16 protein-coding genes are annotated in these 22,140 nt (G+C 62.9%); 7 read left to right on the top strand and 9 right to left on the bottom strand.

The genetic code is table 11. The features are described 5' to 3' along the window. Positions 1–18 precede the first annotated feature (18 nt). The 3 genes from P9273_RS20570 to P9273_RS20560 all read right to left on the bottom strand — a co-directional run bounded on the left by P9273_RS20570 (position 19) and on the right by P9273_RS20560 (position 3,358). Positions 19–1,476: a phospholipase D-like domain-containing protein gene (locus P9273_RS20570; RefSeq protein WP_278050539.1), complete on the bottom strand. Its 1,458-nt coding sequence runs from the start codon at positions 1,474–1,476 to the stop codon at positions 19–21. A gap of 178 nt (positions 1,477–1,654) precedes the next feature. Beyond that, positions 1,655–2,302: a class I SAM-dependent methyltransferase gene (locus P9273_RS20565; protein ID WP_278050538.1), complete on the bottom strand. Its 648-nt coding sequence runs from the start codon at positions 2,300–2,302 to the stop codon at positions 1,655–1,657. Positions 2,303–2,335: 33 nt separating this feature from the next. After that, a complete protein-coding gene (locus tag P9273_RS20560) occupies positions 2,336–3,358 on the bottom strand; it encodes an aminopeptidase (RefSeq protein WP_278050646.1) in 1,023 nt (340 codons plus the stop codon). 322 nt (positions 3,359–3,680) lie between these two features. On the opposite strand from P9273_RS20560, the gene P9273_RS20555 reads away from it, so the two are divergent. Together P9273_RS20555 and P9273_RS20550 are read left to right on the top strand one after the other, a co-directional pair. After that, positions 3,681–9,377 carry a hybrid sensor histidine kinase/response regulator gene (locus tag P9273_RS20555; protein ID WP_278050537.1) on the top strand — a complete coding sequence of 1,899 codons (5,697 nt, stop codon included), beginning with the start codon at positions 3,681–3,683 and terminating at the stop codon, positions 9,375–9,377. Between the two features lie 19 nt (positions 9,378–9,396). Next, the gene (locus tag P9273_RS20550) at positions 9,397–11,442 is read left to right on the top strand and encodes a response regulator (protein WP_278050536.1); all 2,046 of its coding nucleotides are present in this window, start codon (positions 9,397–9,399) and stop codon (positions 11,440–11,442) included. A 25-nt stretch (positions 11,443–11,467) separates the two neighbouring features. Here P9273_RS20550 and P9273_RS20545 read toward each other — a convergent pair whose 3' ends face one another. Beyond that, complete coding sequence (locus P9273_RS20545; RefSeq protein ID WP_052458849.1) at positions 11,468–11,701, bottom strand: hypothetical protein; 234 nt, start codon at positions 11,699–11,701, stop codon at positions 11,468–11,470. A gap of 108 nt (positions 11,702–11,809) precedes the next feature. Beyond that, complete coding sequence (locus P9273_RS20540) at positions 11,810–12,559, bottom strand: DUF899 domain-containing protein (RefSeq protein ID WP_278050535.1); 750 nt, start codon at positions 12,557–12,559, stop codon at positions 11,810–11,812. 121 nt (positions 12,560–12,680) lie between these two features. Between P9273_RS20540 and P9273_RS20535 the strand changes: the two genes are divergently transcribed. Continuing rightward, a complete protein-coding gene (locus P9273_RS20535) occupies positions 12,681–13,901 on the top strand; it encodes a helix-turn-helix domain-containing protein (protein WP_278050534.1) in 1,221 nt (406 codons plus the stop codon). Positions 13,902–13,931: 30 nt separating this feature from the next. Further along, the gene (locus P9273_RS20530; RefSeq protein WP_278050533.1) at positions 13,932–14,582 is read left to right on the top strand and encodes a Vgb family protein; all 651 of its coding nucleotides are present in this window, start codon (positions 13,932–13,934) and stop codon (positions 14,580–14,582) included. Positions 14,583–14,690: 108 nt separating this feature from the next. Here the strand turns inward: P9273_RS20530 and P9273_RS20525 are convergent, their stop codons facing one another. The 3 genes from P9273_RS20525 to P9273_RS20515 all read right to left on the bottom strand — a co-directional run bounded on the left by P9273_RS20525 (position 14,691) and on the right by P9273_RS20515 (position 17,876). Further along, positions 14,691–15,779 (bottom strand): acyltransferase family protein, encoded by a 1,089-nt coding sequence (locus P9273_RS20525; RefSeq protein WP_278050532.1) that lies wholly within the window; start codon positions 15,777–15,779, stop codon positions 14,691–14,693. Positions 15,780–15,885: 106 nt separating this feature from the next. Next, positions 15,886–17,148 carry an MFS transporter gene (locus tag P9273_RS20520; RefSeq protein WP_278050531.1) on the bottom strand — a complete coding sequence of 421 codons (1,263 nt, stop codon included), beginning with the start codon at positions 17,146–17,148 and terminating at the stop codon, positions 15,886–15,888. Then, a complete protein-coding gene (locus tag P9273_RS20515; protein WP_278050530.1) occupies positions 17,145–17,876 on the bottom strand; it encodes an MBL fold metallo-hydrolase in 732 nt (243 codons plus the stop codon). Before P9273_RS20515 ends, P9273_RS20520 begins: the two co-directional genes overlap by 4 nt. A gap of 111 nt (positions 17,877–17,987) precedes the next feature. On the opposite strand from P9273_RS20515, the gene P9273_RS20510 reads away from it, so the two are divergent. The 3 genes from P9273_RS20510 (at position 17,988) to P9273_RS20500 (ending at position 21,390) form a co-directional block, all read left to right on the top strand. Further along, entirely contained in the window at positions 17,988–18,668 is a 681-nt protein-coding gene (locus P9273_RS20510) for an ArsR/SmtB family transcription factor (RefSeq protein WP_278050529.1), read from the top strand. A 702-nt stretch (positions 18,669–19,370) separates the two neighbouring features. Then, entirely contained in the window at positions 19,371–20,888 is a 1,518-nt protein-coding gene (locus P9273_RS20505; RefSeq protein ID WP_278050528.1) for a PAS domain S-box protein, read from the top strand. 214 nt (positions 20,889–21,102) lie between these two features. Then, a complete protein-coding gene (locus P9273_RS20500; protein ID WP_278050527.1) occupies positions 21,103–21,390 on the top strand; it encodes a hypothetical protein in 288 nt (95 codons plus the stop codon). A gap of 90 nt (positions 21,391–21,480) precedes the next feature. Here P9273_RS20500 and efp read toward each other — a convergent pair whose 3' ends face one another. After that, positions 21,481–22,050, bottom strand: coding sequence for an elongation factor P (gene efp / locus P9273_RS20495; protein WP_278050526.1), 570 nt, complete (start codon positions 22,048–22,050; stop codon positions 21,481–21,483). Positions 22,051–22,140: the final 90 nt, after the last annotated feature.

The following is a 22,140-nucleotide window of genomic DNA, read 5'->3' as shown; positions in this document are numbered from 1 at the left end:
GCTGCTCGATTTCCTGCGCTAAAGATAGGGTGATCCCAGCCACAGCAAACGGTCGAAGACGCGGATTGGGAACGGCCTCGCCTTCAGCGTCTGCAATGTCACCGGCTGTGCGGTCGAGATGGCTGCGCCGATACGGGCGTCGATCTCGGCGGCGAAATTTTTGTCCAGGACTTCCAGGTCGATCTCGAAATTCAGCCGTAGCGAACGGGCGTCCAGATTGGAGGAGCCGACATAGGCCCACACGCCGTCGATCGCCATCAGCTTCGAATGGTCAAACGAGCCTTCGTGGCGCCAGACACGGCAATAATGCTTCAGAACCTGGTCGAACTGCGCCATCATCGCATGATCAACAAGGAAAAGATTGTTCACCTCCGGCACGACGATGTCGATTTCCACGCCGCGTCGGCCGGCCGTGGTCAATGCGCTGATGAACTCCCGGTCCGGCAGGAAATAGGGCGACATGATGCGGATCGACTTGCGGGCGACCGAAAACGCCCCCATCAGCAGCTTGAGATTGGTTTCGTTGGACGCGTCTGGCCCGGTCGCCACCGCGCGCACCAGCATCGGCTGCCCCGGCGGCGGCATGGCGCGCTCGACCTGCCAAGGCCCGTCCTTCAACGCCTCGTTGCCGGCGAACCGCCAGTCCTCGGCGGCGACCGAGAAGAGATCGGCCACCACCGGCCCGGTGACCTCGAAATGGGTGTCGCGCGAACTGTCGGAACCGGCGAATTCGGCCGAGAATCCCTTGCGGATGTTCATGCCTCCCGTGAACGCCACCGTGCCGTCGACGACCAGGATCTTCCTGTGGGTCCTGAGATTGGCATAGGGAAGTCTCAGGCCCATGACGATGTTGCCGTTGAAGAGATCGACCGGAACGTCCGCCACCCTGAGCTGTTTCAGGATGCTGGGCACCGAATAGCGCACGCCGACGGCGTCGATCAGCACGCGCACAGCGACGCCGCGCTTGACGGCGTTGCCGAGCGACTGGACGAAAAGCGCTCCGACCGCATCATTGTCGAAAATATAGGTTTCCAGAAGCACGCTTCTTTGCGCCGCGTCGATCGCACGGCACATGGCCGTATAGGCCTCGTCGCCGGTCTTGAGCACGGCGATGGTGTTTCCCGAGGTCAGCGGACGCCGCGCCACCCTGTCGCCAAGCGTCTTCAGCCCGGTGAAACGCTGGCCGAATTCGGCATTGATCAAGGCTTCCAGCGCGACGTCGCGGTCGTGCCTGGCGGCGGCCTCGAGCGAGCCCGGCCGCATGGCGCTGATCGTCGCGCGACGGATGCGGTTAATGCCGGCAATGGTGTAAATGATCGCGCCGAGGAAAGGCGACAACAGCATCACGCCCACCCAGCCGGTGGCCGCGCGCACGTCTTCCTTCGTCATGATGGCGTGGACAATGCCCACTGCCGCCATCGCCAGCGACAGGATCAGGATAAGCGTCGACCAGTGACTCGCTATAGCCTCGAACATCGGCCCGACTATTGTGCGAGCCGGCGCGGAAGGCAATGCGGGCGGGTCATTCCCGCGCTCATTCGGATGCCTGAAACCGGGCGGCGAGAACCGCGCTCATCCGGTCAGCCAGTTCCGCGACCGGCCCCGTTTCTTCGCAGGCATAGAGGGAGACCACCATAGAGGGCTCGTAGCCGACTTACAACTTTCTGAAGAAGCCCGACAGAATGTTCGGACCCGCTTCTCCGGGCCGCAGCCGGATCCCGTCCTCGAAGCAGTTCAGCGTCACGCATTCGAAGCCGCTATGCGCGAGCAGCGCCACCAGCGAGTCGCGGTCGAAATGGTGCAGGTGCTCGTTGGGCAGACGCATGCGCCACTTGGCGAACCACGCGTCGCCATCGGCGCCGAGTTCGCGCCAGCGGCAATAGGGGACGGCGACGGCCAGGTGTCGGGCCTGAAGGCGGGAAAGGAAACCGAGGTCCGGGATGTGCTCGAGCACGTCGAACATGGCGACCAGGTCCCATGAGCCGGCGAGCGCCTGATCCCAGTCGACAAAGCGGACACCCTTGGGCAGGGGAAACGCGGCGATATCGCAGCCGGCACAATCGGCGACCCCGGTTATCCTGGCGGCTTCGATGAACGTGCCGGTGCCGTATCCGATCTCCAGCACCGAGCGAGGAATCTCACCCGTGATTCCCAGCACCCAGCCAAGCCGCTGATAGCCGAGCTTGATGGTCCGGTCGCTCAGGTCCTCGTAATAAGAAATGTATTTCTTGTCGTACTTGATCGGTGTGTACTCGATCTGGTGGATGACTCCGAACCTGTCCACCTCATAGTTGTCCAGCATGTTCGCGCGCGGCCCCCGGAATTCCTTACATGGTCAGTTACACGCAGCTGCGGTCTTGAGGGCTTGGGCACGGGTCGATGCAGGCAAATTGCCGATCCGCCGAACGGAAGCGTAGAATTTCGGATAGTCGCCGGAGCATAAGCCGAACAAGCGAAGGAACGCCGGAACCTCTTCGCCGTAGACGGCGGTCGCCGCGAGCTTCGCGTTGTTGATCGGGCTGTCGAACCAGGCGTCGTATCCGCGGTATCCACCCCAGCGCCTGTCGCGCATCTGCCGGTAGCGCATCCGCAACCTGTCGATCGTGGCGGCTTTGGCGGCCGCCATCTGCTCCGGGCTGCGCGGGCTCGCATAGACCTGCCTCAACTCGTCCCGCGTCTTCGATATCAGTCCGAGAAAATCCGCCATGCGCTTGCGATCGGCTTCGTAGCTGCGCAATCCGGCGCGATTGCCGGTGGCGCGGAGCCATTTCCTCGTACCGGTGGTTTCGACGGTAACTGCGAAGGCCTCGTTGAACGCGGAGTCGCCGTTCACGTAGATTTTCTGATGCGCCAGCTCATGGAAGATAAGGCTGGCGAGATAGGTGTCGTTCTGGCGCAGCATGGTGCTGAGCAGCGGATCGCTGAACCAGCCCAGCGTGGAATAGGCCGTGATGCCCGTCACATAGACGTCCAGCCCCTGTCGTTGCAGTTCGGCGGCATTTGCGAGCGCGTCTTTGCGCGAAAAATAGCCCTTGTAGGGAACGCAGCCGAAGACCGGAAAACACCATGTTACCGGCGCGAGAGAGAATTGCGGCGCGGCAAAGACCGCCAGGGTCACGTCGTTCCGGCCGACGTCGACATAGCTGCGGTAGCTATTGTTATCGGGCAGCGCCAGTTCTTCCGTGGCAAAGCGGCGGATGGCGCTGGCCGACGTCAACTTGGCGCGCAACGGTTCCGGCGTTGAGGGATCACGGATCAGCTTTCCGATATTCTTGCGCGCCGCCATGATCTCAACATGGCCCTCCAACGACTGCGCATAATAGGAAATGCTGGTGCATCCGGCCACGCCGGACGCCATGATCGCCGCGGCAAGCAATCGAAAAACGCGCTTCACAGCTTGCCCACCGCCAGCTCATCTCCTCCGGGGCAAATGTCGCCCTTTGCCCCGGAGTCTCAAACAGGCGCACCTGTTTTCGTCAAGGCCTGGAGGGCGGCGGCCTGACTTTCGATTTTGGCAGATGGACTGGTCATACGCCAGGCGGCGCTCAGGAAGATCTCGCTCCCCAATGGAACCGAAGCACGGGTCGCGCGTTGTGGGCCTCGCGGGGGTGTATCCGCAAGGGGCACTTTTCATTCCACGACAGTCTTCATTGTTATCGGCCGGGGCTGTGAGGGGCGCTGTGAGTACGCTGAAATCCAAGCCGCAGTTGGACCGCCGCCAGATTTTGAACGCGCTCAAGGCCTTCCGACGAGGCGACTTCTCTGTGCGCATAGACAATGTCTATGAAGGGCTCGATTCCGACATCGCAGACACCTTCAACCAGATCGTGGAGATCAACGATCAGGTCACGCGCGAGTTTGAGCGGCTGAGCAGGGTGGTCGGCAAAGACGGGCGGATCGGTGAGCGCGGCCACGTGCGCAACGCCACAGGGAGTTGGGAAACAAGCGTCCGCTCCGTCAACGATCTGATCGAGGACATGGTTCAGCCGACCACCGAGGTGGCTCGCGTCATTGGTGCGGTTGCCAAAGGCGACCTGTCGCAAACCATGATGGTGGAGATCGACGGCCGGCCTCTGCGAGGCGAGTTCCTCCGTATCGGCAAGGTCGTCAACACGATGGTCGGGCAGTTGGGCTCCTTTGCTTCGGAGGTGACCCGCGTTGCCCGCGAAGTGGGCACCGAAGGCAAGCTCGGTGGCCAGGCGCGCGTGAAGGGCGTGGCGGGTACCTGGAAAGACCTGACCGACAACGTCAATGCCATGGCGACCAATCTCACCGGGCAGGTCCGCAATATCGCCGAAGTCACTACGGCCGTCGCCTCGGGCGACCTGTCGAAGAAAATCACCGTCGACGTGAAAGGCGAGATCCTGGAGCTCAAGAACACTATCAACACGATGGTGGACCAGCTCAATTCATTCGCCTCGGAAGTGACACGCGTCGCGCGCGAGGTCGGCACCGAAGGCAAGCTTGGCGGTCAAGCGCGCGTCGAGGGCGTCGGCGGCACCTGGAAAGACCTTACCGACAACGTGAATTCGATGGCCGAGAACCTGACGGGTCAGGTCCGCAACATCGCCGAGGTGACGACAGCCGTCGCGCTCGGCGACCTTTCGAAGAAGATCACGGTCGATGTGAAGGGCGAAATTCTCGAACTGAAGAACACCATCAATACGATGGTGGACCAGCTCAATTCCTTTGCCTCGGAAGTCACTCGCGTGGCACGCGAGGTCGGTTCTGAGGGCAAGCTGGGCGGCCAGGCCCAGGTGCGTGGTGTCGCCGGCACGTGGAAGGATCTGACGGACAATGTGAACTCGATGGCAGAAAACCTGACCGGGCAGGTTCGCAACATCGCGGAAGTGACCACGGCGGTGGCGTCTGGCGATCTGTCGAAGAAGATCACCGTGGCCGTCCAGGGCGAAATCCTGGAGCTCAAGGACACCATCAACACCATGGTGGATCAGCTCAATTCTTTCGCATCGGAGGTGACGCGCGTTGCCCGCGAGGTCGGTACCGAAGGCAAACTTGGCGGCCAGGCCGACGTGAAAGGCGTCGGCGGCACCTGGAAGGACCTGACCGACAGCGTCAACCTGATGGCTGCCAACCTTACAGGCCAGGTGCGCAATATCGCCGAAGTGACCACGGCCGTCGCGCGCGGCGACCTGTCGAAGAAGATCACCGTCGACGTCAAGGGCGAAATCCTGGAGTTGAAAGACACCGTCAACACCATGGTGGATCAGCTCAACTCCTTCGCTTCGGAAGTGACGCGCGTGGCGCGCGAAGTCGGTTCGGAAGGCAAGCTTGGCGGGCAGGCGCACGTCGAAGGCGTTGGCGGCACCTGGAAGGATTTGACCGACAACGTGAACGCGATGGCCGGCAATCTCACGGTGCAGTTGCGTGACGTCTCCAAGGTCGCGACCGCGATCGCCACCGGCGACTTGACGCAGAAGATCACGGTCGACGCGCTGGGCGAGATCCTGCAGATCAAAGACGTCATCAACACGATGGTCGATCAGCTCAACTCATTTGCGTCGGAAGTGACCCGCGTCGCGCGCGAGGTTGGCTCGGACGGCAAGCTGGGCGGCCAAGCGCAGGTTCGCGGCGTGGCCGGCACGTGGAAGGATCTGACTGACAATGTGAATGCCATGGCCGCGAATTTGACCGGCCAGGTGCGCAACATCGCCGAGGTGACGACGGCGGTGGCCCTTGGCGACCTTTCCAAGAAGATCACCGTCGACGTCAAAGGCGAAATCCTGGAGCTGAAATCCACCATCAACACCATGGTCGACCAGCTCAACTCCTTCGCCGGCGAGGTGACGCGTGTCGCCCGCGAGGTCGGCACCGAGGGCAAATTGGGCGGCCAAGCCCAGGTCCGCGGCGTCGCCGGCACGTGGAAGGACCTCACCGACAACGTGAATTCCATGGCCGAAAACCTCACCGGCCAGGTGCGTAACATCGCTGAAGTGACCACCGCCGTCGCACGCGGCGATCTGTCGAAAAAGATCACCGTGGACGTCAAAGGCGAGATCCTGGAGCTGAAGTCGACGATCAACACCATGGTCGATCAGCTGAACTCCTTCGCCGGGGAGGTGACGCGCGTGGCGCGCGAGGTCGGCACAGAGGGCAAGCTCGGCGGCCAGGCACGCGTCGAGGGCGTTGCCGGCACCTGGAAGGACCTGACCGACAATGTCAACCTGATGGCCACCAACCTTACCAATCAGGTGCGCGGCATCGCGGATGTCGTGACCGCGGTGGCGCAGGGAAATCTGCGCCGCAAGCTCACCGTCGACGCCAAGGGCGAGATCGCCTCGCTGGCCGACACCATAAACGGCATGATCGAGACCCTCGCCACCTTTGCCGACCAGGTGACCAACGTCGCGCGCGAGGTCGGCATCGAAGGCAAGCTGGGCGGCCAGGCTCGCGTGCCAGGCGCGGCAGGGCTCTGGCGCGACCTGACCGATAACGTCAATCAGCTGGCAGCCAATCTCACCACCCAGGTGCGTGCCATCGCCGAAGTGTCGACGGCGGTGACCAAGGGTGACCTGACACGGTCCATCAGCGTCCAGGCATCAGGCGAAGTGGCGGCGCTCAAGGACAACATCAACGAGATGATCCGCAACCTCAAGGATCAGACGCTCAAGAATGCCGAACAGGATTGGCTGAAGACCAATCTGGCGCGGTTCTCGCGCATGCTGCAAGGTGAGCGCGATCTGGCGACGGTCTCGCGTCTGATCATGTCGGAGCTGGCGCCGCTGGTGAATGCGCAATACGGCGTCTTCTACGTGACCAACCGGGAAGAAGACGAGTCCTATCTCGAGCTTGCCGCGTCCTACGGCGCCGATAGCAAAGCGGTGATGAAACAGCGTCTTGATCTCCGGGAGGGGCTGATCGGCCAGAGCGCTGCGGACAAGCGTGCGATCGTTCTCGACAATGTGCCGCCGGACTTCCTGCGCATCACATCCGGCCTCGGCAACGCCGCACCGGCCAATGTCATCATCCTGCCCGCGCTCTTCGAAGACGAAGTCAAGGCGGTAATCGAGCTCGCCTCCTTCAGCGAATTTCGGGACACACACCAATCGTTCCTGAACCAATTGATGGAATCGGTCGGCATCGTGCTCAACACGATCGCGGCGACGATGCGCACCGAAGGGCTGCTGAAACAGTCGCAATTGCTGACTTCGGAATTGCAGGCGCGCCAGACGGAACTGACCAAGAAGCAGGAGGAACTCCACGCCACCAACGAGGAGTTGCAGGAAAAGGCGCAACTGCTCGAAAACGAAAAGAAGCAGGTCGAGAACAAGAATCTGGAAATCGAAATGGCTCGGCGGGCACTTGAGGAGAAAGCCGAACAGCTCGCCCTGACCTCCAAGTACAAATCCGAATTTCTGGCCAATATGAGCCACGAGCTCCGCACGCCGCTGAACTCGCTGCTCATTCTCTCGAACCTGCTGGCCAGCAACCAGCAGGGCAATCTCAACGACAAGCAGGTCGAGTTTGCCCGAACCATCAATTCGGCCGGGACCGACCTGCTCAGCCTTATCAACGACATCCTCGACCTGTCGAAGATCGAGTCCGGCACCGTCTCCGTCGAGATCAACGACATGCCGCTGGCGCATCTGCGTCAACACATGGAACGCACGTTCCGTCAGCTGGCCGCCGACAAGGGATTGGGATTCACCATAGAACTTGATCCCGGCCTTCCGGAGACGGTGCGCACCGACGAAAAACGGCTGCAGCAAATCGTGCTCAACCTGTTGTCGAATGCATTCAAATTCACCTCGACCGGTAAGGTCAGCCTCACCTTCAGGCCGGAGAAGACCCCGCGGCGCAACGGTGCCCAGGCGCCGAAGGCGCTCGCTATCGCGGTCACCGATACCGGCATCGGCATCCCGGACGACAAGCAGAAGTTGATCTTCGAGGCTTTCCAGCAGGCCGATGGCACCACCAGCCGCAAATATGGGGGCACCGGGCTCGGCCTGTCGATCAGCCGTGAAATCGCGCGGCTGCTCGGAGGCGAGCTGAGGGTGGAGAGCACGCCAGGCAAGGGCTCGACATTCACGCTCGTAATCCCGTTGGACGGTCCGAGAGCGGTTTCGCAGCCCGTCATTGTCGAACAGGAGGTGGTGGCTCCGGCGGCTGGTGTTTCCGTTCCGGAACTGATCGATGATCGCGATGCCCTCTCGCCCGAAGACAGGGTCGTGCTTATCGTCGAGGACGATCCCACCTTTGCGGGACTGCTGCTGGGCATGGCGCGCTCGGCGGGCCTCAAGGGCGTCTTGTCCACCGCGGGCTCCGGGACAGTGGCGCTGGCCAGGAAGCTGGTTCCGGACGCAATCACGCTGGACCTGGGACTTTCGGATATAGATGGTTGGGTGCTGTTCGATCTTCTGCGGCACGACCCCAAGACCGCAGGCATCCCGATACATGTCATCTCCGGTGCGGAAGATACGGCGGGCCTGTTGCGCAATGGCGCCGCCAGCGTCTCAACAAAGCCGGTATCGTCGGACGACCTCATGAAGGTGTTCGAGGACATTCAATCGAGCAAGTTGCGCGTCCAGCGCAATGTCCTGATCGTGGATGTCGATCCCGAGCGGCGGCTTGCCCTGGTCGAAGCGATCCGCGACGGCGTCACTTTCGTCACGCCTATCGGTCGGATCCCCGCAAATGGGCGGGGAATAGACTTCGACATCTATGACGCGATTGTGCTGGGCTTTGGGAGGTCGGGCAAGGACAACGCCAAGATGATTGAGGAGATCGCGGCCTCGCTTGAGAGCATGTCATCCAAGCTCGTGTTCTTCGCACCCTATCCGGAGGCCCTGGAGCAGCTGATCGGGCTTAAACCGGAGTTGGCGGACGTTGCCCGTGCCGAGAATTTTGGCCAGTTGGCGCTGCTGATGTCGGCAACTTTGCCGCGGGACAGTCACACCAACGGGACTGCGGCCTCCCAACGATCGGACAAGATCGACCTTGCCGGCGCCAAAGTCCTCATCGTCGACGACGACATCCGCAACATCTATTCGCTGACCAGCGTGCTCGAAACCTATGGCATCCAGGTTTTGCATGCCGAGCGTGGTCGCGACGGCATCGCGCTGCTTGAGCAAAATCCAGACATGGACGTCGCGCTCATCGACATCATGATGCCTGAGATGGACGGCTACGAGACGATGCGGCAGATACGCGGCATGCCGCCAATCGCGCACGTCCCCCTCATCTCGGTGACTGCCAAGGCAATGAAGGGCGACCGGCAAAAGTGCCTTGATGCGGGTGCTTCGGATTACATAGCCAAGCCTGTGGATCTCGACCTTCTGCTCGCGCTGCTCCGGGTCTGGATCGGTCGATCGAGACAGCACGCCCTCCCGGCAGAAAAGCTCGTGGCGGCCATGTGACGGGTCGCCAATGCAAAGGATGCTGAAGACCAAATCCGAGCATCGTGCAGCCCTGTCAGAGGTGGCGCAAGGCGCGCGCATCCTCGCCGTTGATGATGACCATCGCAATCTCCTTGCGATCAGCGAAGTCTTGGCTGGAGTAGGTGAGGTTGTCTGCGCACACTCCGGCGAGGAGGCATTGCGGTTCCTTTTGAAGGAAGAGTTCGCCGTAATCCTGCTGGACGTGCTGATGCCGGGATTGGACGGATACGAGACGGCCTCATTGATCCGCCAAAGAGAGCAGTCGAGGCGCACTCCGATCATCTTCCTGACCGCGATCAACAAGGAAGAAGCGCATATGCTGCGCGGCTACGATGCCGGTGCGGTCGATTTCGTCTTCAAGCCCTTCGATTCAGCCATGCTGCGTTCGAAGGTGGCAGTGTTCGTCGAATTGCACGAGAAGAGCCTGGAAATCCAGCGCAAGGCGGTCGTGGAGCAGACGCTGCTGGAGCAGGCCCTGGAGTCGCAAAAGTCGAGACTCGAGGCGGAGCGAGCCTTGCGTGTCGCCGAGCAGCGGCAGGAAGCTATCCTGCAATCGGTTCCGGTTTGCTTTCATGCCCGGTCTCTGGATCCGCCATTCGACGCTCGCTTCGTCACCAGTGGTATCGAGCGGTTGACGGGATTTTCGGCCGAGCGGCTGACGTCCGAACCTGGTTTTGGCCTCAGCCGCGTGCACCCGGACGACTTGCCGGATGTCAAGGCCACTCTCCTCGGCGCCAAGGCGGCCGGCTCGTACAGCTGCGAATTCCGTTGGCATTGCGCCGATGGCAAATACCGGACCTTTCTGGACCAGGGGATCGTTTCGCACAATCCACTGGAAGGTACCGACGAGATCGTCGGCACGCTGCTCGACATCACCGAGCGGCGCGAGCTTGAAGACAGGTTGCTCAAGGCGCAGCGCCTTGACGCCATCGGCAAGCTTACAGGCGGACTTGCCCATGATTTCAACAACCTGCTTGCAGCGATCCTCAGTGGGCTCGGGCTGCTCGAGCGCAGCACTGCGCTCGACGAGCAGGGGAAGAAAGTGCTCGATCTTACGAGGCGTTCCGCCAAGCAGGGCGCCGACCTGGTCAATCGCATGCTCGCCTTCTCCCGGCGTCAGCACCTGAAGCCTGAACCTTTGCAACTGGCGGGGCTGATCGAGCCGCTGAACGGGCTCGTCGCGCCGGTGCTCGGAGGTTTGGTTCGCTTTGAATGGCAAATCGACAACTCGGTTTGGCCGGTGCTGGTGGACGCGGGCCAACTCGAACTCGCTCTCATGAACTTGGTTTTCAATGCCCGCGATGCAATGCCTACGGGAGGTTCAATCACCATACGCGCCGAGAATCACACGGCCCACGTGAGCTCCGACGAACTGGGCGCGGGCGACTATGTCGTCATCTCGGTCATCGATACCGGTTCAGGCATTCCGGCCGATCTCGTGGCGAAGGTCATAGAACCCTTTTTCACGACAAAACCCGTCGGCAAGGGCACCGGCCTTGGCCTCAGTACCGTCTACGGCTTTGCCAAGCAGTCAGGCGGCACGCTTCGGATCGAGAGCGTTGTCGGGCGAGGCACGGCGATGCATCTGTGGCTGCCACGATCGTTGAAGCAACCGGCCCGATCAGTCGAGCAGGGGCAGGTCAGCCAGCCGCGCACTAACGGCGATGGCGCCCAGCCGTCTGTATTATTGGTCGACGACAGCGATGCCCTGCGCGAGTTGACCGCAGCGTCCTTGAGGCAAAGCGGCTTCGCTGTGACATGCGCAGCCGGCGGTGCCGAGGCATTGGCCAAGATCGAGAAGGCGCCGCAGGATTTCGATGTGATCGTCACCGACTTTGCCATGCCGCTCGTTTCAGGTCTGGACGTGATACGATTTGCGCGCAACCTGAAGGCGGATTGGCCCGCGGTCATCATTACGGGTTACGCCGACACCAAGGCGATCGGCGATCTGCCGGCGGATGTTCCCTTGCTGGCGAAACCCTACAAAGACCGGGAGCTTGTCGAGTCTATTCTGCTGGCGAAACAGACGCGCGGCCGGGCCTGAAATCGTGGCCGGCGTATCGTCAATCTCAGCCCCGCCTCCCCATCAGCCGCAGCCACGGCGCAAGATGGAACCCCGCCATCAGGAGATACATCGGCACCATGCCGCTGAGCACCGAGGCGCCTGACATGCACATCATGTCGTGGCCGCCATAGGCAGCCGTCAGCAGGGCCATTGCCGCGAACGTCGGCGCGGCGGCGAGGCAAAGCCAGTCGGCGAGGCCGAAACCGCTCAGGCGAGGGGAGGGATCGTCGAAGCTCATGATGTCCACCTTCTGGAGTGGTCAGGTTTACAAGCGCTGAGGGAGGGAAGGGCGTGGCGAGATCGGCTCCGGCGGCATGCGGCGCGCGCCGCCGGAGTCGCCTCACGCTCAGGCGCTCTTGTTGCGGAACGCCGCTTCGCCGGCATCCGACACCTCGACCCATCTCTGGTCGGGCGCGGCACCCTCTTGGTAGTTGTCGTGCCAGTTCCACCACTTGTAGGTCTGGGTCTGCGGATAGCCCTCGGGCGAATCCTCCCACACCTCCTGGCGGCCGAGCGGCGTGACGTCGAGATAGCTCCAGACGGTGCCGAACGCCTCGTCGCCGCGGTTGTTGACGAAGTAAGTGCGGAAGATGCGCTTGCCGTCATGGATGAACACGTTGTGGCCATGCCATTCGTCGACGCCGAAATCCTTATCCCAGCTGTCGGTGATGGTGTACCAGGGCATCTTCCAATCCATCCGCTCCTTCAGCCGCTGGATATCGGCCTGCGGCGCACGCGAGGCATAGGCAAGCGTGGTGTCGCGGGCGTTGAGATGCGCGAGGTTGCCGACCATGTCGGCGCCGAGCGAGCAGCCGCGGCAGGCGTGTTCCGGCCAGCCATAGACGCCTGGCTCGAAAAAGGCACGGTAGATGACCAACTGGCGGCGGCCTTCGAAGAGGTCGAGCAGGCTCGTCTTGCCGTTCGGACCTTCGAAGACATAGTCCTTCTTGACTTCCATCCACGGCATGCGGCGGCGCTCGGCGGCCAAAGCGTCGCGGGCGCGGGTGAGTGCCTTTTCCTTGACCAGCATCTCTTCATACGCGCCTTCCCACGCTTCCTGCGAGACGACCGGCGGTGTCTTCATGTGTTGGATCATTGCTCTTGTCCCGTTCTTGGGTTTGGTTGGGGGTGACGAGGACAGACATAGGGCCGCATGGTTCGATGGTGAGAGTTACAAGTGTGACGCGATTTGATCCGGCGCACCCTGAGACGACGGCATGGATTCGCTGATCAATGCCGCCGGCCGCGCGCTTGCCGCGGGCGATCCGCTTGGCGCCTTGAAGCGCGTCGCGCTGCGCGACGACGCGCCGGCGCTGGCGCTGCGCGGCATCGCGATGGCGCAGCTCGGCGATTTCGCCAAGGCAAAAGCGCTGCTGAAGGACGCCGCCCGCGCCTTCAGCCCGAAGGAAGCGGTAGCGCGCGCCCGCTGTGTCGTCGCCGAGGCCGAGATCGCATTGGTCTCGCGCGACCTCGGCTGGCCGGAGAAGGCGCTGCGGGCCGCAAGGGCGACGCTTCAATCGCATGGTGATCGCTTGAACGCCGCCTATGCCGGCAGCCTCGAGGCGCGCCGCCTGATCCTAATCGGCCGGCTCGATGAGGCCGAGCGGCTGCTCTCGGATTTCGATCCGGCGCCGCTGCCGCCGGTCGCGCGAGTCGCGCATGAACTGGCCGCGGCCGGCATCGCGGTCCGGCGCCTCAGGACGAAGGCGGCGCGCTCCGCGTTCGGCCGGGCATCGCTTGCCGCTTATGAAGCCGATATCGCGGCATTGAAGGCCGAAGTCGAAGCGGCATCCCTGGTGCTGAAAACGCCGGTCGGCCGGCTGGTCGCGCGCGGCGTGGAGAAACAACTGCTGCTCGACGAAGTCGAGGCGCTGCTCACCTCAGGCGCGCTGGTCATCGACGCCTGCCGCAATGTCGTGCGCGAGGGCGACGCGGTCGTTTCGCTGGCGACCCGGCCGGTGCTGTTCGCGCTGGCGCGCAGTTTGGCCGAGGCGTGGCCGGCCGACGCATCGCGCGAGATGCTGCTGAGGCGCGCCTTCCGGGCAAAGCATGCCGATGAATCGCATCGTGCGCGGCTCAGGGTCGAGATGGGACGGCTGCGCGCCGAGCTCGCCGGCTTGGCCGAGATCAATGCGACTGCCGGCGGGTTTGCGATCGTGCCGCTGAAGGCCGCCGAGGTCGTCGTGCTGGCGCCGCCGGTCGAGGAGGAGCACGGTGCGGTGCTCGCTTTCCTGACTGATGGTGAGGCCTGGTCGAGCTCGGCGCTGGCGATCGCGCTTGGCGCCAGCGCGCGCACCGTGCAGAGGGCGCTGGAGGAACTGTCGGCACGGAACAAGGTGCAGGCGGTCGGTCGCGGGCGGGCGCGCCGTTGGATGATGCCGCCGGTGACCGGATTCCCGACTGTGTTGTTACTCCCGGGTCCGCTGCCGACCGATTAGTCTGCGGCCATTGTTCGAATGGAGATCGAAATGAAACGAGCCGCTGCCGAGATCCTGCGTGAATACGGACCGTTCCCCGGCGTCGAGCGTATCAACGGCGTTACCTATGACGGCGAGAATGTCTGGTTCGCCAGTGGCGACAAGCTGAACGCGCTCGATCCCGACACTGGCATGATCGTGCGTACGATCGATGTCGCCTCGCATGCCGGTACCGCCTTCGACGGCGAGTATCTCTACCAGATTGCCGAGGATCGCATCCACAAGGTCGACCCGAAGATCGGCAAGGTTGTCGCCACCATTCCCGCTCCTGGCAACGGGGGTGACTCGGGGCTCGCCTGGGCCGAGGGTTCGCTCTGGGTCGGCGAATACAGGGCGCATAAGATCCATCAGATCGATCCTGAAACGGGCAAGGTGATCCGCACGATCGAATCGAAGCGCGTCGTCACCGGCGTCACCTGGGTCGATGGCGAGCTCTGGCATGCCACTTGGGAGGGCGAAGAGGGCGATCTGGTGCGCATCGATCCCGACACGGGCGACGTGCTGCAGGAGCTGGCGATGCCCTCCGGCGTATCGGGGCTGGAATCCGACGGCGGCGGCTGCTTCTTCTGCGGCGGCGGGAGCAGCGGCAAGATCAAGGCCGCGCGGCGTCCGGGACATGGAGCAATTCCAGGAAAAGTGTGAGCGGTTTTCCGTCCGGAATTGCGTAAAGAGATAGGGCGTTTCGCCGTTTCCGTGAAACGGTGAAACGCACTAGCGGCGGCAAATAACTGGGAGAGGGGGCGGCCCGGGTCAGGCCGCCTCGCGTACCGGCTGCGTCATGGGCTTGTTGGAGGCCTTCGTGGCGTTCGGCCCATCGACATGCGCCCAGGCCGGCCGCTCGAACAGGAAGGCGCCGAAGCCGATGCGCTTGACGATGAAATAGAGCACCACCGGGCTGATGACCGAGACGAGCAGCACCGCCAGGCTCAGCATGCCGGTGTCGGTCAGAAGGCCGCTTGCCAGCATGACACCGCGGAAGATCGACATGGGGATCGTGAAGGCGACATAGACCACCAGCGAATGTTCGCCGAGCCACCGCAGCCATTCCATCGAGGCGAATTTCGACAAGAACCCGCCGGCGACGCACAGCGCCACCGCGCCGGCGACAGCCAGCGCCAGATGCAGCGGCGGCCATGTTGCCAGGCCCATCTGCATGCCGACCGGCTGCACGGCGTAGCCCGGCGAAAAGACGAGCAGGCCGTTGACGACGGCCCAGGCGAGCAGGCCCGCAACGGCGATCGCCGGCCGTGCCTGCGTCCACGCCACCAGCCGGAAGATCGCCGGCGCAAGCACGAAGCCGAGATAGAAGAACACGAAATAGGCCGCGAACTGCTCGAGCGCGTAGCTGTCCGGCTTCGGCGCCCACATCTGTAGCGCGGCGGCAGCCAGGATGACGATCAAGTGCGGCACGCGGAGCTCGCGCAGCACACGGATGGCGACGCCGAACACCGCCAGCATGTAGATGAACCACAGAACGCCATAAGGCTGGACGATCGCCATTGCGAGGTCGTGCAGCATTCCTGCCGGATCGCCGCTGAAGATGCCGATCTTCAGCCCGATCGAGATGATCGCCCAAAGCACGTAGAAATAGAGATAGTGGACGACACGGCGGTCGACATAGCGCCGCCACGGCCGGTCGATCACCTGCGACAGGAACAGGCCCGAGATCAGGAAGAATTCCGGCATGCGGAAGGGCGTCGCAAAGCCGATGGCGTAGTGCAGGAAGCCGACGCCGCCAGTGTATTCGCCGGTGTTGTAGGCCGAATACATCATCACCACCAGGATGATGGAAAGGCCTTTTGCCGTATCCACCCACGGCATGCGGTTCGGGTTGCTCATGAACGATCTCGAGGAAATTCAACTGCCGCAATTCTAGCGGACCAGCGAATGGCTCGCAGCAACAAGCTTACGATATCGTAAACGGAAACCTTGTTCCGGGCCGGCGTTAACCATCGCCAGGCGCCGGGAGTGCAGCGGCGGCATGCGTTTCGCGCATCGCTGTCGCGACGATCACACCCGACAGGAAGGTTAGCGCCGCGATTGCTCCGATCGCCGCAACGAAGCCGAAGAAGTCGGCGACCAGGCCGGCGGACAGCGCACCGATCGCGTAGCCGAGGTCGCGCCAGAAGCGATAGACGCTGAGCGAGCGCGCCCGCCAGGAGGGATGCGAGGCGTCGGACACCGCCGCGATCAGGCTCGGATAAACCATTGCCGTGCCGAGCCCGAGAAGCACGCTCGCCAGCAGCCACCAGCCAAAATCGCGCGTCATGGCGGTCAACAGAAGTCCCGCCGCCTGCACCCACATGCCGGCGACGATCAGCCCCTTGCGACCCCAGCGGTCGCTCAACGGCCCGGTGGCGACCTGAAGGATGCCCCACACTGCCGGATAGACCGCCTTGAGGATGCCGATCCGCTCGATGCCGAGGCCGTTGGCGACGAAGAAGAGCGGGAACAGCCCCCAGCTCATGCCGTCGTTCAGGTTGTTGACCAGCCCGGCCTGCGAGGCTGCGAACAGATTGCGGTCACCGAAGGAGGTCAGCATGAAGATCTCTCGGAAGGCGAGCGGAGAAGCCTGTTTTGGATGGTCGGCCAGTTCCAGCCGCACATGCTCGCGGGTGTCGCGCACGAGCAGGATCGACAGTGCGGCGCCGAGAACCGCATAGCCGACGCCGAGATAGATCGGCACGGGGCGCAGCCCGTAACGGCTCGCCAGATAGCCGGTGAGGAAGGCGGTCACGCCGACGGCGAGGTAGCCGGCGAACTCGTTGAGGCCGACGGCAAGCCCGCGTGACTTCGGCCCCACGAGGTCGACCTTCATGATCACCGTCATCGACCAGGCGAACCCCTGGTTGATGCCGAGAAGGGCGTTGGCGGCGACGATCCAACCCCAGCTCGGCGCCCCGATGATGATGAACGGCACCGGCAGGCCGAACAGCCAGCCGAGAATCAGCACGCGCTTGCGGCCCCATGTGTCGGCAAGCTGGCCGGAGACGAGGTTGGCGCAGGCCTTGACCACGCCGAAGCTGACGATGAAGGAGGTGACGAGCGTGGTGGAGGCGACGCCGAATTCCTCCGCGCCGATCAGCGGCACGACGGTCCGCTCGATCCCGACCATGCCGCCGACGAAGGCGTTGATCAGCACCAAGAGCGAAAACTGCTTCCAGTTGGCCTTGAGGCCGAGCGCGACGCCAGGCGCGGCTGCGCTCAAGATTTCGCTCCGGCGTTCGTGGCCCGGTTCCGGGCGGCGTCCGGGGGCGGGGGAGGGATGTCGGCGGTCATGGCGGCGACGAACTCACCTTCGTCCTCGATGCGGAAGGCCTTATTGAAGCGCCGCTCGAAGCCGATGGTCGATGTCGGCTTGCCGCTCAGCGAGCGGCCGCAGACCGAGCCAGAATAGGCGCCGGGCAGCACCTCGATATGGTCAGGCAAACCCTTCAGCCGGCGCGCGCTGGCATAGAGCGCGCGAGCCCCGTCCTCGGCACTGGAGGCGAGTTCGGTGCGGCCGAGATCGCCGACCATCAGCGTGTGCCCGGTGAGCACGAACCAGGGTTCGTTCGACCGCGTCCGGTCGGTGACGAGCAGGCTCAGATGCTCCGGCGTATGGCCTGGCGTATGCATCACCGTCGCCGTGACATTGCCGAGCTCGAGCACCTCGCCATCCTTGACGCGCCGGAACGGAAAGCCCGTCTCGGCGCCCTCGAACAGCACGTATTCGGCGCCGGTCGCCTTAGCCAGCGCCCGACCGGCCGATATATGGTCGGCATGGATATGCGTGTCGACGATATAGAGGATGCGCATCCCTGTGGCGCGCGCCGCCTCGACATAGGGCGCAATGTCGCCGACCGGATCGACAACGGCCGCTGACGCCTTGCCGCCGCAGCCGAACAGATAGGAAGCGGCGACCGGATCGGTGTGCAGGAACTGCCTGAGAATCATCGCTTTCCTCTCCGCCGCACGGCTGCCTGTGCGGGCCGCCCGGCTTGACAGCAATGGCCGAAACCGTCATTCAACAATTCTGTTGAATGACGGTGCTTGACGGAAAGGCCGATGTCAATCCGCAATCCGAAACAGGCGCTCTACGAACAGTTCGCGATCGTCGCCAAGGCGCTCGGCCATCCGCTGCGGCTGGAAATGATCGAGCATCTGGCGCAAGGCGCGCGCAGCGTCGAAGCGCTCGCCGCGAAGCTCGGTCAGCCGATAGCCAACGTCTCCCAGCACCTGCAGGCACTGCGCCGCGCCGGCATCGTCTCGGCCGAACGCGACGGCAAGTTCGTGCATTATTCGCTGAGCGATGAGAGCGTGCTTTCCGCCTTCGCGTCGGTGCGCGGTGTTGCCGAGCGGCAGCTTGCCGAGGTCGATCGCATCGTGCGCGGCTATTTCGACGCGCGCGACGACATGCGGCCGGTCACGCGCGAGGAACTTCAGAGGCTGATGCGCGATGGCCTTGTGACGGTGATCGACGTTCGACCAGCCGATGAGTTCGCGCTCGGCCATGTGCCGGGCGCCACCAATGTCCCGTTGGGAGAAGTCAAGGCGTGGTCCGGCAGCGCCGACGCCGGCAAGGAAGTCATCGCCTACTGCCGCGGCCCATGGTGCGTGATGTCCTTCGAGGCGGTCGCGGCGCTGCGCTCTCTAGGTCATTCCGCGCGTCGACTGGAGGACGGGATGCCGGAATGGAAAGCCGCCGGCCTGCCGGTGGAAGTGTTGGCTGGTATTGCGGCTAAGTAGGCGGGGCGGAATGCTCGCTAGCCGAAAGGCCACTGAGCGCCAATTGCAACCGTTCCGGATACGCCGCTGAGCTTGGCGGCAACGTCGACGTGGCTTTCGGCGCGATGGCGCCAACCTGGTTCGGACATCGTCCCGGCAGACACGTTGAGGACTGCGACTCCAAGGTCCGCTTCGTCGCTGCAGTGCTGATTGCCTCTCGGATCCGGGTTATTGGCGTGGCCTTCTGTCTTCGTTCTTGGCGAGGCGATCCAGCAACTTCCGAAGCCGCTCGGGCAGCCACTGCTCAACGCGAAAAATCGGCAGTCCACGCAGATGACGCCGCACCGCCTCATTCGCGAATTGGCGGCGTAATAATTTGGCTAGATCCTTGCGTCGATCTCGGGGCACAGCTTCCGACCTGCTCAACGGTCAAACCGGGCTCAATTAGAATTGTTCCTGTGCCGAGCCGCGAACGAATGAGCGAACTGGCGCTCGTCCTGCCTGGGCCCACAGGTGCCGTTCGGATTGGGTCCCACGGCCCGTCGTCCGCGCCAGTCGCTGTGCCGGAACGGCACAAGTCCTATTGCGAAACTGCGCAAAGCGCATATCATTTGCGTGGTGGGATGGACGGTATTCGGCGGTCGAAGGGCAACAAGCCGTCGACGCGCGTTGCGCTAACAGACTCGGTCGGACTCTATTGAGCCGCGCCCCGGGGATCAGGCGATGCAGCAAGGGGGTATGAATGTTGCGGCTACAGGGCCCGGCCGGCGTGGGCTGGCCGATGGCGATACTGCCCGGGAGCAAACCGTCCTCTTCCGCTTCACCGACCGATTGTATCGAGCCAAAACCGTTGCCGAGATCTACGACGCCGCTTTGGATGCCATTTGCGACGCGCTTGGTTCGTCACGCGCCTCGATCCTAAGATTTGACAGCCACGGCGTCATGAGCTTCGTCGCGTGGCGCTCACTCTCTGAAGAATACCGAGAGGCAGTTAACGGCCATTCGCCTTGGACGCGCGGTGAGCACAATGCCGAGCCGATCTATGTCGAGGACATTCGTTGCAGCGGTGAATCTCAGCAACTCATCGACACGGTCCTTGCGGAAGGAATCGAAGCGCTGGCCTTTATCCCGCTTGTCAGCTCCCGCGAGCTCGTCGGCAAGTTCATGGTCTACTATCCAGTACCCCATCACTTCACTGATCGTGAACGCGAACTGGCGTTGACCATCGCCCGCCAGCTCGGGTTTGCGATCGAGCGGAACCGGGCGGAAACGACAGCAGCGCGACTGAGCGCGCTTGTCGAATCCTCGGATGATGCCATCAGCGCGACCGATCTGGAAGGCATCATCACAGACTGGAACAGCGGAGCCGAACGCCTTTACGGCTACAGCCGACGGGAGATTATCGGGCGCCCGCTGATCTCGCTGATTCCGCTCGACCGGCAACACGAGGAGCGGCAGATTCTGTCCCGCATTCGCAATGGTGAGCATGTTGAGCACTTCGAGACCGCACGCCTGCGCAAGGACGGCAGTTTGGTACCCATCTCTTTAACGGTTTCCCCTATCGCGGATGCATCGGGCAAGATTGTCGGCTCGTCCAGAATTGCCCGCGGAATATCCGAGCGGCTGCGCGCGCAAGAGCAGCGGGAGCTGCTGCTTCGCGAGATGGACCACCGCGTGAAGAATCTCTTTGCGATCGCAAGCACCATCGTCAAACTGAGCGCGTCAGCCGCTGAAACGCCGGCCGTGCTCGCTTCCATCGTTTCTGACCGCCTCGGCGCCCTCGCGCGGGCGCATGCGCTGACGATGCTCCCCTCGACTGGCCATTCTGTTCAGGTCGCGACGAGCCTACATGCATTGATCGCCGCAATCCTCGCGCCATACCGCCATGGCACCGACGAGCATCCCCGCTTCGCGATCAGTGGCATCGATGTGCCGGTGCCTTCAGCAATGATCACGCCGCTTTCTCTCCTGCTGCACGAATTCGCCACCAACGCTGCCAAATACGGCAGCCTCTCGGCGGCAGATGGGTCGATAGAGATAGCTTGCTCCGATCGGGACGGCGCGGTCCTCATTCGATGGCGGGAGATTGGCGGACCACCGCCGGACGGAACCACAAAAGAGGGCTTCGGCACCCGCTTAGTCCGCGCCGTGGCAAGCCAGCTCGGCAGCGTCGACCGAATGTGGGATCCCGCCGGCGTCGTCATCGAGCTGACGATTGATGGTCAAAAATTTTCGGCCTGACCCGCCGAGCCGCATCTTGCCCCCCCACTGCCCGATAAAGCGCGACCGGCTTCAGGAATGGGCAGCCACGCTCGATCGTTCAGTCAGATCTCGCTCACAGTCCCATTGCAAGTGACTGGGCGCCGTCATCGTCGCGAAGGCCCGCAGGAACCCTCGTTGCCAACAAAACGTTTTCTTGTAGGTGGCCAAAGACGGCCGCAAGGAGGATACGAAAATGAAACTCAAGCTACTTGCACTGAACGCGATTGCCCTCACGATGCTGACTGGGGCCGCGATAGCGGGCTCGACATCTGGTACCTCGGCGCTCGACGACCCGGCCAAGATGTCGCCGTTCTTTACCGACGCTGGGATGAAAACCCTCCGGAGTGAAGCCGACTTTAAAACGGCGTGGATGGCGATGAAACCGGACGAGCGCACCGCGGTATTGAAGGACTGCGGCGATACGACTCTTAACAAATCGCACGCTGAATTTTGCGCTATGGCAAAGAAGATGGGAGGCTAAGCGGCCTCCCTGGCATCAGGCATGCCTCAGGTGCCCGGCTAAGGCAGGCCGGCCGGGTGACAGACCACATTCATTGGCCTGCCCCAGCTCTCAGTCCTTGGCGCGCTCGACATAGGAACCGTCGGCAGTCATCACCACGATGCGCGTGCCGGCGGAGATGTGCGGCGGCACGGCGGTGCGCACGCCGTTGGAGAGCACGGCGGGCTTGTAGGAGGAAGACGCCGTCTGGCCCTTGGTGACCGGCTCGGTTTCCACCACTTCGAAGACGGCGCGCTGCGGCAGCGTCAGCGAGATCGGCACGCCATTGAACTGCGCGAGCTGCACGGCCATGCCTTCCTGCAGATAGGGCGCCATGTCGCCGACCACGCTTTCGGAAGCCACGACCTGGTCGTAGCTTTCCGGGTTCATGAAGTGAAAACCTTCGCCGTCGGAATAGAGGAAGGTATGCTCGCGTTCCTCGACATAGGCGCGCTCGACCATTTCGGTGGTGCGGTAGCGTTCCGACACTTTCACCCCGTCGCCGATGCGGCGCATGTCGAGCTGGGTCACAGGCGTGCCCTTGCCAGGGTGGATGTTTTCGGCAAAGAGGATGACATAGAGCTTGCCGTCCTTATCGACGACGTTGCCTTTGCGTAAGGAACTGGCGATGACCTTGACCACGATATTCGATCCCGTTCGAGTTTTTCGGCCTGCAAGCGTCAATTTCCGCGAAGCGGCGACGGCGGCCATCGCGTGCGCCCTAGCGCATCT

The organism is Mesorhizobium sp. WSM4935 (genome assembly GCF_029625735.1).
In the GTDB taxonomy this organism is placed as follows: Bacteria; Pseudomonadota; Alphaproteobacteria; order Rhizobiales; family Rhizobiaceae; genus Mesorhizobium.
Note: the sequence above shows the minus strand (reverse complement) of the source record. Positions and strands in the feature narration are given on the sequence as shown.